Here is a 3,752-nt window from a genome sequence, read left to right on the forward strand (position 1 = left end):
ATGTGCGGTCCCTCTCCTCCTCCCTGGGACCAAACATTCGCGGCGGTGCCTCTCCTCCTCCCTGGCACCGCCGCACGCTTTTCAATTCGAGGCCCCTCTCCTCCTCCCTGGGGCTCTCGTTGACTCAACCCGCGATGCTTGGCATCGCGGGTTTTTTTCCGTCTTCGGCCCCATTGTGGCCGCCCGCGGACAGCGGCCCATCACCCGCGCCCCTTCCCCTCGCCGCCCGCGTGTCGTAGACCCGGCGCAACACAGACGAGGACGAGACCGATGCCGCTGGAAAAGAGTTTCAACGCTGCCGAGGCCGAACCGCGCCTCACCGCCAAATGGCTGGACACAGGGGCCTTCCGCGCGGGGGCCAACCGCTCACGCGATGAAAGTTTTACGATCATGATCCCGCCGCCGAACGTCACCGGCGCGCTGCATGTGGGCCATGCCTTCAACAACACGTTGCAGGACATCCTGACCCGCTGGCACCGGATGCGCGGCTTTGACACGCTCTGGCAGCCCGGACAGGACCACGCCGGTATCGCCACCCAGCTCCAGGTTGAGAAAAAGCTCAAGGCCGAAGAGGGCAAGCGGCGCACCGATCTGACGCGCCCGGAATTTCTGGCCAAGGTCTGGGAATGGAAGGGCCAATACGGCGGCACCATCATCAACCAGCTTCAGCGTCTGGGCTGCTCCTGCGACTGGGACCGCAATGCCTTTACCATGGCAGGCGCGCCCGGCGACCCGCGCACCGGGCACGAAAATTCTCCGAATTTTCACGACGCGGTCATCAAGGTCTTTGTCGACATGTTCGACAAGGGGCTGATATATCGCGGCAAGCGCCTCGTGAACTGGGACCCACATTTCGAGACCGCGATTTCCGACCTTGAGGTCGAGAACATCGAAACCCCCGGCCACATGTGGCACTTCAAATACCCGCTCGCCGGTGGCGTGACCTACATGTACGAGGAAAAGGACGAAGAGGGCAAAACCGTCTTCTCCGAAGAGCGCGACTATATCTCCATCGCCACCACCCGCCCCGAAACCATGCTGGGCGACGGCGCGGTTGCGGTGCATCCCGATGACGACCGTTATGCCTCGATCGTCGGTCAGCTCTGCGAAATCCCGGTCGGTCCGAAAGAGCACCGCCGCCTGATCCCGATCATCACCGATGAATACCCCGACCCCAGTTTTGGCTCGGGCGCGGTCAAGATCACCGGCGCGCATGATTTCAACGACTATCAGGTGGCCAAGCGCGGCGGCATCCCCATGTACCGCCTGATGGACACCCGCGCCCAGATGCGCGACGACGGCGTGCCCTACGCCGAGGCCGCCAAGATCGCCATGAAAGTTGCGCAAGGCAAACAGACCCTGTCCGAGGGTGAGGCCGACGCCATCAACCTCGTCCCCGACCACCTGCGCGGGCTCGACAGGTTCGACGCCCGCGAAAAGGTGATCGCAGAGATCACCGCCGAGGGGCTGGCCGTCATGACGACGTCAGACGACCCGCGCCTTGGCCCGCAGAAAAAGCTGAAAAAGGGCGAGGAGCCGCCCGCCGTCACCCCCACTCCGCTGGTCGAATCCAAACCGATCATGCAGCCCTTCGGCGACCGCTCCAAGGTCGTCATCGAACCGATGCTGACAGACCAGTGGTTCGTCGAAACCTCTGAAATCGTTGGCCCCGCGCTGGATGCCGTCCGGGGTGGCGACATCAAGATCATGCCGGAATCGGGCGAAAAGGTGTACTACAACTGGCTCGACAATATCGAACCGTGGTGCATTTCCCGCCAGCTGTGGTGGGGCCACCAGATCCCCGTCTGGTACGTCCCCGGCGAAGAGGACTGGTACCCGATCTGCGCCGCGACCGAAGCCGAAGCCCTTGAAAAGGCCCGCCAGCAATCGCCCGACGGCACCGAATACCGCATCGTCGAGAACGCCCAAGAGGCGGCAGAGGTGCTCGAGGACCTCCGCGAGCACATGCACCTGCGCACCGAAGGCCGCATTCGCACCGCCGACAGCCCCGCGCAACTGCCCATGTTCCGCGACCCCGACGTGCTGGACACATGGTTCTCATCCGGTCTCTGGCCCATCGGCACGCTGGGCTGGCCCGAACAAACCGATGAACTGAAACGCTTTTTCCCGACCTCGGTGCTGATCACCGGGCAGGACATCCTGTTCTTCTGGGTGGCGCGGATGATCATGATGCAGCTGGCCGTCGTCGATCAGGTGCCCTTTCACACCGTCTACCTGCACCAGCTTGTCCGCGACGAGAAGGGCAAGAAGATGTCGAAAACCACTGGCAACGTCATCGACCCGCTGGAGATTGTCGACGAATACGGCGCCGACGCGCTGCGCTTTACCAATGCCTCGATGGCCTCCATCGGCGGCGTGCTGAAACTGTCGGTCGACCGCATCGCGGGCTATCGCAACTTTGGCACCAAGCTCTGGAACGCCTGCCGTTTTGCCGAGATGAACGGCGTTTTCGAGGGCCACGCCACCCGCGCCACGCCCCCGGAGGCCACGCAGACCGTCAACAAATGGATCTTGGGCGAGACTGCCCGCGTGCGCGAAACGGTCGATCTGGCGCTGACCGAATACCGCTTTAACGACGCGGCCAACGCGCTCTATGCCTTTACCTGGGGCAAGGTCTGCGACTGGTACGTCGAATTTGCCAAGCCGCTGTTCGACGCGCAGGACGCCGCCGTCGTGGCCGAGACGCGCCAGACGATGGCATGGGTGCTGGACCAATGCCTGATCCTGCTGCACCCGATCATGCCCTTCATCACAGAGGAACTCTGGGACACACTGGGGGAGCGGTCCAAGCTGCTGGTTCACGCCGATTGGCCGACCTATGCCGCCGCCGACATGGTCGACCCCGCCGCCGAGGCCGAAATGTCATGGGTCATCGCCCTGATCGAAGGCGTCCGGTCGGCCCGCGCACAAATGCACGTCCCTGCGGGCCTCTATGTGCCGATGCTGGTCAAAGGCATCTCTACCGATGAACAGGCCGCATGGGACCGCAATGAGGTGCTGATCAAACGCCTCGCCCGGATCGAGGGGCTGGAGGCGGTCGCCGACTTCCCCAAAGGCTGCATTACCGTCCCCGTGGGCAGTGCCAGTTTTGGCCTGCCGCTCGCCGACATCATCGACGTGGGCGAAGAAAAGGCCCGTCTGGAAAAGAGCCTCGGCAAACTGGGCAAGGAAATCGGCGGCCTCAAGGGCCGTCTGAACAACCCCAACTTCGCCGCCTCCGCCCCGCCAGAAGTGGTCGAAGAAGCGCAAGAAAATCTCCGCCTGCGCGAAGGCGAAGAGGCCAAGCTGAAAGAAGCGCTGGCAAGATTGGCCGAAATCGGCTGAACGGACAGCACAGACAGGAAAAGGCCGGGCATTTTGCCCGGCCTTTTTCGTTGCATGATGCAGATTCAAGGTATCCGTCCGCTGTCGCCGCTCTGACGAGCGGAACCCTCGGCTGATAGTGTCCACCATCGATAGTGGACATCTTGAGGCACTCCATGGCGGGCAAAAAGGGTCAGAAGAAGCGGTTCTGGGCTGACGAAGAGAAGCGGTTGATCTGTGCGCAGGCTTTGGCACCGGGCGTGTCTGTCGCGCAGGTTGCACGTCGCTATTCAATGAACGCCAACCTGATTTTCAAATGGTTGAAGGACCCTCGCTTTTCCCCTGCCACGGGTGAAACGCCTGATGTGCAGAAAGGCGGCAGTGTTTTTCTGCCGGTGCAGATCTCCGGCGCCACCATCGATCAGCGG

General features: G+C 62.6%; 2 protein-coding genes. Both read left to right on the forward strand.

All coding sequences use genetic code 11. The features are described from left to right. Positions 1 to 270 precede the first annotated feature (270 nt). The gene (locus CHB90_RS24715) at positions 271 to 3,345 is read left to right on the forward strand and encodes a valine--tRNA ligase (protein WP_089280386.1); all 3,075 of its coding nucleotides are present in this window, start codon (positions 271 to 273) and stop codon (positions 3,343 to 3,345) included. A 209-nt stretch (positions 3,346 to 3,554) separates the two neighbouring features. Next, the coding region (locus tag CHB90_RS27220) for a transposase (RefSeq protein ID WP_245823371.1) at positions 3,555 to 3,752 on the forward strand (198 nt) is incomplete at its 3' end.

It is taken from the genome of Antarctobacter heliothermus (genome assembly GCF_900188425.1).
GTDB lineage: Bacteria > Pseudomonadota > Alphaproteobacteria > Rhodobacterales > Rhodobacteraceae > Antarctobacter > Antarctobacter heliothermus.

Coding starts and splice junctions, on each gene's coding strand:
- CHB90_RS24715 (WP_089280386.1), top strand. CDS start 271: ATGCCGCTGGAAAAGAGTTTCAACGCTGCCGAGGCCGAACCGCGCCTC.